Origin of the sequence: Paracoccus sp. (in: a-proteobacteria), from assembly GCF_047973135.1 — a bacterium.
Lineage (GTDB): Bacteria > Pseudomonadota > Alphaproteobacteria > Rhodobacterales > Rhodobacteraceae > Paracoccus.
The window spans coordinates 1-6,525 of the sequence record NZ_JBKEBL010000182.1 but is presented as its reverse complement, the minus strand read 5'-3'; the positions used below and the strand labels follow the sequence as shown (position 1 = coordinate 6,525).

Here is a 6,525-nt window from a genome sequence, read left to right as displayed (position 1 = left end):
CGGATCATCATCACCCTTCCGGCCTGCTGCCCGCGCAGGAAGCTTCTCACCTTGCTGTTCCCAGCCCTCGAGCCACCGTGTCCGGCCTGAAGCGAAACGCCCCGCTCATCCAGAAACATCAACCTGCACAACCTCACATGACGTTAGCGGCCCGAAAAAAACGGCCGCCGAAGTCCATTGTGTGGGTCAAACCGGAATGGGCGATGCCATGCCTACACGGTGCGATACCGCAGCTTCATGAATTATTGCGGTTAAGAAACTCTGCTCGGCATATCTATTTGTATGCTCATAATTGCAAAAAATGGGATTTCCGGTCCATTCCCCGCCATAAATGTAGACTGTTTAGTTTGATTTCTTGGTCGGCTTTTGGCAGGCGCAAGAAACGCATGGTCAGTTCCGCTTGGACAGTTTAAGGTCAAACGGAATTCGTCTGGTGTGATTGGCAACGGTTATCATGCAGTTTCTTCAGCAAGCCTCTTGCTTGCTGCAGGAACGGCCTTAGGTTTAGCCAGACTTACTATTGTGGACCGAGTGTTGGAGAGTGTCATGGCATCGCTGGAGCAGCAGATTTCCGAAAGCCGGAACCAGGTGGAGCAGGCCCAGGGCAAGATCGCCGAAATGACCAGGGCGCTGGATTTGGCGACGGCCCGCGCGGATGTCGCATCGCTGCCGATCGACGTTGCCAATGCAACCTTGCAGGACGTGCATGCCCATACCGATGCGATGAACGCGAATATCGCGGAACTGATCATGGGCCTTGACGACGTGACTGCCGGTTTCAGCCGCGATTTCGAGGAATTGCGCAGCAAGACCGGCTGGGAAAGCTTTGTCGGCATCTTCGCCAGCGGCAAATCCGAGGCGATGCGTCAGGAACGTCTGCGTTCCGCCAGCATCGACGACAAATTGCAGGATCTGATCTCGAAATCCGATACGATCACCCGTCTGCTGCAAGATCAGCTTGAACTGCTGAACGACCAGAAGGGCAAGGTCGAGGCGAATCTGTCCGGCACCCTGACCGAGCGCGAGGAAACCGTTGCCACGCTGGAAGGTCTGCGCTCGCGGATCAAGGCGATGGACCCGCAACTGATCGAACTGGAAAACAGGGTCGCCATCACGACCGACCCCGCCGCCCGGACCCAGCTTGAGACCGAACTGGCCAATGCCAACCGGGATCACAACGCGCTGGTGCAGGATGAACAGGTTGCGCTGGCCAAGTCCCAGACGCTGGAACGCTATATCGAGGCCGGCAAGACTTGGGTGGACAGCTTGCAGAATCAGGCGGCGACCCAGATGGTGCTGATCAACAAGCTGCAAACCGACACGCGGCAGCGGGTGGTGCTGTATGACGCGCTGACCAAATCGCTGAAAACCGCGCAACAGCAGGATGTCGCCCATCGCATCAACGAGATTGGCGTCAAGACCGATCAAGAGGCACAGGCCGCCATGGCCGCCATCGGTACCGCAACCAACGACCGGATGGCCGACATGCTTGAGGCGCATGGCGACCACATGGTCTTTGCCCGCAAGGTGCTGGAGGAAAAGGCCAAGGCCGATGAACGTTTTGCCCGTCGCTTTAGTGAAATCGTCCAAAAGCACGACAGCAATCTTTATGGTGGCTGATGACAGGGGGATAAGCTGTTCAAGACCAGGGGCAATGTCGGCCATCTGTGCGACCGCCGTGTTTTGCTGGTGTATTTTCCGTGGCCTGTCGGTACCGCAGACCGTGCTATTCGGAATAACTGGTATGTTTCTTCTGCATTTATTAACTTTTGTTATATTTATCACATTACTTTGGGTTCTCGATGTGGCTTTGAACGCGGTTATTAGTCTGCTAGTGACTGGTTGGTTGCCGTATGTTCAGGGCAACAGCCAGATTGCTGCCGGACCCACCTATGGAATTATGGATCGTTTTACGTGCGGCGCTGCTGATGCCGCAGTTTGTGTCATGACATGGCTGCCGAGGAGTAACGGATGACGTCCGACCGCACCGGCACGCTTGACGCCGATCACCGCACACTTGACGACGATCTGACCTCGCGCGCCTTTTTTGATCAGACGCGGCAGATTGCCGGGGTTTTGCCCGCCGTTCTGGCCGAAATGGTCCGTGACGGGCTGTTTTCGCAGATTGAGGCCGATGTGATCGCGGGCTATCTGGCGGCGTTGCAAGCCTCGGTCGATGCGTTGTCGATGCGCTATCTGGTGTCGGGCCGCATCGACGGGCCGCTGCGTCGGCACCTGACCATCGACATTCACGAATCCGGCTTTCCCGTCTGGTCCGAGATCGCCCAGACTGCGGCCGACGCGGCCCAGGCCACGGAAGAGCTGGCTCGTACCCCCACGCCCGATGCGATCAGGGATGACATGATCCGGCAGATCGTCGGGGATCGCGTGGTGCCGACGCGGCTGCAATATGCGATGTCGCAGCGGTTATACTATGAGGCGCTGGCCAAAGGCGGGCTTTTCTGGCCGCAAATGCACCCGCAGGGCTATTGGCTGTCGGGGGGGCAACGCCAGAGGCGGCGCTGGTTGCTGCACTGGGCAGTTTATGATAGTCAACTGAACGTACCGGTTTTGTATCAGATGGATGTCGATGACAGCGGTCGCCGTCCTCTGGTCGAGGATGCAAAGCGCTGGCCCGAGGTTCGGGCGCATCTTCTGGCTCAATCGGTGACTTCGCTGCAATTGCTGACGATTGCGCGGGGGTTCGATCATGATTTTGATACCCTGCATCCGATGCGCTTGCGGCGGATCGTGCTGGGGCCGGTTTATTCGCAGGGGTTCACAATGCAGGATGGTCCCATTCGCAAGGTGCTGGATGACGCGGCAACATCGTCGGGAGAAGGGTGGGCCATGACGATGACCATCGAAGAGCTTGAGGCAGAGCGGGCGACCCTTGAGGCCAGCGGCTTTTTCGGGGTAGTGGAACGACAGATCTACCGGCTTGACCCGCTGGACGTGCGTGGCGACGGGCAGGGGATGACTGGGGCGATCCGGGTTCTGGTTATGCCGCAACGGCCATATCAGGCCCTTGCGTCGCTGCAACCGGATGGTTTCAGCGATATCCGTAAATATGTGTCTGGTCCTGACGGCAGGGTTGTGGGGTATAGTTGATGAGTGTTTCAATCGTATGGCGACGGCTGGACCGCCCCGGCCACGATTCCTGCACTTTGCGAAGGTTTCGTCAGTCGTGGTTGCTGGACGGCGTGTCGATCTGGCATGATCCCGCAGGCCCCGCGCGGCTGAGTTATCTGATCCGCTGCGACGCGGACTGGCGGGCGCGTTCGGCTCATCTGATCGGGCGGGTCGGCGAAACGGTGCTGGATTTGCAGATCGCGCGCGGGTCCGACGGGATCTGGGGCATGAACGGCAAGGCCCTGTCCGGCAGCGACAGCGCGACCGATTTCGACCTTGGCTTTACTCCGGCGACAAATACGCTGGTGTTGCGGCGACTGATGCACGAGGGCAAGGAACAGGATCAGCAGCTTGCCGTCTGGCTGGACGAAAGCGACTGGCAGCCGAAACTGCTGACACAAAGCTATCGGCGCGAGGCGGATGAGCGCTGGCATTTCGAATCGGCCAGGGGGGATGCACAGGCCGCGCTGTCGGTGGACCATTGCGGTTTTGTTACCGATTATCCGGGTTTCTGGAAGCAAGAGGGTTGAATGGAACCCCGTAACCAGATGGAATTGCCCGAGGCCGCCATTCGCGGTCATTATCCGCAAGCCCTGTCACTGCTGACCGGCTTTGACCACGCGCCTCGGCTGGGTAAGTCCGCCGAGGTGGTCGCCCCTGAACGTTCGCCCGGTATCCGGACGACCACACGTTTTCGCTCTACCACGCCGGGGCTTGCCGGGCGCGCCACCGCGCGGCCCGGTGCCGTGCGACTGATCGAGAGGATCGAGGCTGCGGCGGGTGACGATCTGCCGCCCCCCGCCGCAGCCACCCTGGCCCGCGTGTTGCGCCGTGCCGTGGCGATCGCGCTGGCCGTGGCCGACGAGGTTGCGGCCCGTTCCGGTGCAGCGGAACTGAAGCGCATCAATCTGGACAGCCGCCTGCCCGCCGACCGGCACCGCGAATTTGCCGAATTGCTGGCGGTCGAGGCGCTGGCGGCGGCCTCGGTTCTGGCCAATGCGACGGCTTTTCTGCTGGCCGAACATGCGGGGGCCGAAACGGTCGAGGATGTCGCGGCGGATGAAATCCTGACCGATAACCCGCTGACCGCGCTTCAGGGCGCGCTGTGGGAACTGGACCAGAACCTTGCACGTCATGCGCGAGACGACAAGACCCTGATCGCCACAGCGCTTGCCTGGGCCGAAGCGCTGTCGGCGGCAGTGGCGGCGCGCGCCGAGACCGCCCCGCGTATCGGGGCATTTACCGGCGCAAGCTGGCGCGTCGCCGCCGACGATCTGCCGGTCTCGGGCTTTGCCCCCGCGACGAAAGCGCGTGGCGCGCCGTTGACCATGGCCTTCAAGAAACCCGACGAGGTGATCGGCAACGCCATCGCCAAGCATCAGGCGATGCGTCTGGCGCGCATGATCGTCGCCTATGATTTCAACCGAAGGATGAATCCCTTTGTCGATCTGGGCGGTTTTGTCTTTACATTTCTGGGCGATGGCCGTCCCGGCACGGGCAAGACCACGTTGATCCAGATGATGGCCGGGATGATTAATGATTACTGTACGGTGGCGGGCTATCCCTTCCGCTATCGCAACCTGTCGGTGGATAATATCGACAGCTATCAGGGCAAATCCGGCCAGAATGCGCGGGCCTTCATCGACGCGGTGATCGATCCTGCCGTGATCGGGTTCGGGACTATCGACGATATTGACCAGATCGCGGGCAAGCGCGGCGACCGGCAGTCATCCTCGGGTCAACAGGAAATCACCGCCGTCCTGATGGAGGCCTTTGCCGGGGCCAGCACCGTCGTGCGCGGCAATTGCACCTTCGGGATGTTTTCCAACCATGCCGAGAATATCGACGACGCCCTGCGCCAGCGCGCGGCGGCCAGGTTTCTGATCGACGGGCCAAAGACGCGGGCCGATTACATCGATATTCTGGCGCTGCTGTTGGGCAAGCGCCACGATATTCCCGTTGGCGATCACGATCTGATGCGGGCGCAGGCGATGCAAAAGGCCGTGACCGACAGTTACGAGGGCCATTCCCGCCCGCAGGAACCCGGTCTGGAACAGGTTTTCGCGGATGTCAGCGGCCAATATGGACCGCTGGACAATCTGGCCGATCTGGGCAGCTATCTTTTCGCCATCGCCGAGGCCGAGCCGCGTTTCACCGGCCGCGCGGTCAAGAATATTACCGATGCGGTCAAGGTCCGCGCGATGGATTTCGACATGCCTGACGACTGGTTCGAAACCCCCGAACCCTTTCTGCATCAGCCCTATGAAACCAAGTTGCAGATGATCGAGGCGCTGCGCCGTCCGATCACCCCCCGGATGGTGGTGCAGGAAATCAACCGTTACGCTGACAGCGAGTGGCGCTATGCTGACAGCGCGGATGAGGCTTCCATCGAAGACGCCGTGCGCGGGATGGAGCGGATGGCCGAAGCGCGCAAGAGGTTCGGGGGAACGGAATGACGACAATATTGCTGTGGGCTGCCGGAATGCTCGCGCTTGTCTGGGTCGCCACGCATAGGTCGCTTGCCTTGCTTGTGCAGGCTCTGCGGGTGCCGCGGTCGGGGCGCGTATGAAACGCCTCATCGAAAAGGGATTGATGTTCGGCAATCTGATCCGGGTGGATTCGACTGCCTGGGTTGGCCTTTATAACCGTGGGCTGAAAAAGATTACCGGGCGCGAAACCGGCCTGACCGAATTTCATATCGACATCTGCGGCTATTCCCCGGAAATCGGGGATGAGCTGGGCGACATGGCCTATCTGTCTTCCGGGGGGGGCGAGCGGCAGTTTATTCTGCTGACGACCGAACAGAAAACCGCGCCGATGCTGAATGCCGATCTGTCGGTTCTGCGCGATGTGATGCGGCGCTTTGTCGATCAGAATGAAAGCCAGCTTTTCAGCCTGACCGCCCACGATGCCGTGGTGGGCCAGATCGACGATCAGGTCTGGCAGATTGCCTCGCCCGCCGATCTGTCCGGAATCCGCCGCCTGACCGTCAGCGCCGATACCACCGGCAGCCATATGGTCGAAGCCGACAAGATGGCTGCGATGATCGACAGGTTCCGCACGCAGCCGGATGCGTGGTGGGACGATGTGCTGATCGCCCGGATGATCGAACAGGCCAAAAAATCCGGCGATGTGCTGCGCAATCCGGTCAGGCTGGACCATACCGCCTTTGATGTGCCCGATTTCTGGACCGCCGATTTCGGCGGGGTTTATGTCATCCGTTCCGCGAACGAACCGGCGATGATCTTTGCCGATCCCGCGCAGGTGGCCGAAATGCCGGATTTCCTGACCATGTCCATCGCTGAGGGCCATCAGATCGCTGCATGGCTGGCTCGCAACGCGCTGGCCGAGCCGATCGTGAACACACGCGGCACCGATACCGCGCCGATCCTG

The 6,525-nt window shown here is 60.4% G+C and carries 6 protein-coding genes; all 6 read left to right on the top strand.

Going from position 1 to position 6,525, the window contains the following annotated elements; all coding sequences use genetic code 11:
- On the top strand, positions 1-413 hold a 413-nt coding region (locus tag ACK5L9_RS13935), incomplete at its 5' end, for a hypothetical protein (RefSeq protein ID WP_416912071.1).
- 133 nt (positions 414-546) lie between these two features.
- Entirely contained in the window at positions 547-1,620 is a 1,074-nt protein-coding gene (locus ACK5L9_RS13930) for a hypothetical protein (RefSeq protein WP_416912070.1), read from the top strand.
- A 351-nt stretch (positions 1,621-1,971) separates the two neighbouring features.
- Positions 1,972-3,111, top strand: a complete 1,140-nt coding sequence (locus ACK5L9_RS13925) for a hypothetical protein (protein WP_416912069.1) — start codon at positions 1,972-1,974, stop codon at positions 3,109-3,111.
- On the top strand, positions 3,111-3,662 hold the full coding sequence (locus ACK5L9_RS13920) for a putative glycolipid-binding domain-containing protein (protein WP_416912068.1): 552 nt from the start codon (positions 3,111-3,113) through the stop codon (positions 3,660-3,662). The genes ACK5L9_RS13925 and ACK5L9_RS13920 overlap by 1 nt, the downstream gene beginning before the upstream one ends.
- The gene (locus ACK5L9_RS13915; protein WP_416912067.1) at positions 3,663-5,588 is read left to right on the top strand and encodes an ATP-binding protein; all 1,926 of its coding nucleotides are present in this window, start codon (positions 3,663-3,665) and stop codon (positions 5,586-5,588) included.
- A 109-nt stretch (positions 5,589-5,697) separates the two neighbouring features.
- Positions 5,698-6,525: DUF6638 family protein (locus ACK5L9_RS13910; protein ID WP_416912066.1), on the top strand; the 828-nt coding region annotated here is incomplete at its 3' end.